Annotated in this window: 1 pseudogene; it reads left to right on the plus strand. The window is 73.6% G+C overall.

The annotated features are described in order from the left end of the window. Window positions 1-221: 221 nt before the first annotated feature. Window positions 222-795, plus strand: a pseudogene (locus B7767_RS39265) (hypothetical protein); the annotation flags it as partial.

A 795-nucleotide genomic window follows, 5' to 3' on the forward strand; every position in this document is an offset into this window, starting at 1 on the left:
GGCGGGCAGGGGTGTCCGCCGGGTGCGGGTGCTCGTCCGGGGCGTGTTCCGGCAGCCGTTACGGAATGCGGGCAATCAGGCCGTAACCCCTGGTCCGCACCTGAACGGACCAGGGGTTTTCGGTATCCGAACACGCGTCCTTTAGTGCGACCTTGTCCTCATTTGTCGACGAGCCTGTAACAGGGGTTCGGAGACGGCTCGGAGGCGGGAAATTGCCGGGCATGAACCACAACACCCCGCTCTCCCCCCGCCCCCTGCACCACCTCTCCACCAGTGCCGGACGCCGGGTGCTGACCCACGCACAACTGCGCGCCCACGGCGTCTCGGCCGCGAAGGCGAGCGAGCAGTGCCGCCCCGGCGGGCCCTGGCTGCAACTGCTCCCGGGCGTCGTCCTGCTCCACCCCGGCCCGCCGACCAGCGAGGAGCGGCTGCACGCGGTGCTGATGTACGCGGCACGGGAGCGGACCGTGGGCGTCCCCGTCCAGCCCGGTACGGAGAGCCCTCCCGCGTCCTCCTACGGGGAGGCGATGATCACCGGTCTGGCCGCGCTGACCCTGCACGGCTTCCCGTCCGCTCCCCCGCTGCCGTCCCTGGAGGCCTTCGACGTCCTGGTCCCGCGGCTGCGCCGGCTGCGCTCGACGGGCTGCGTCCGGATCGTCCGCACCCCCGAGCTGCCCGTCCCGGAGCAGGTCACGGGCCTGCCGGTGGCCCCGGTCCCGCGCGCGCTGGCCGACGCCGTGGCCGGCCTCCAGGACGCGGGCACGGTGCGCGGGCTGCTCACGGAGGCGGTGCGCG

This window comes from Streptomyces sp. 13-12-16 (assembly GCF_002114215.1).
Classification (GTDB): domain Bacteria; phylum Actinomycetota; class Actinomycetes; order Streptomycetales; family Streptomycetaceae; genus Streptomyces.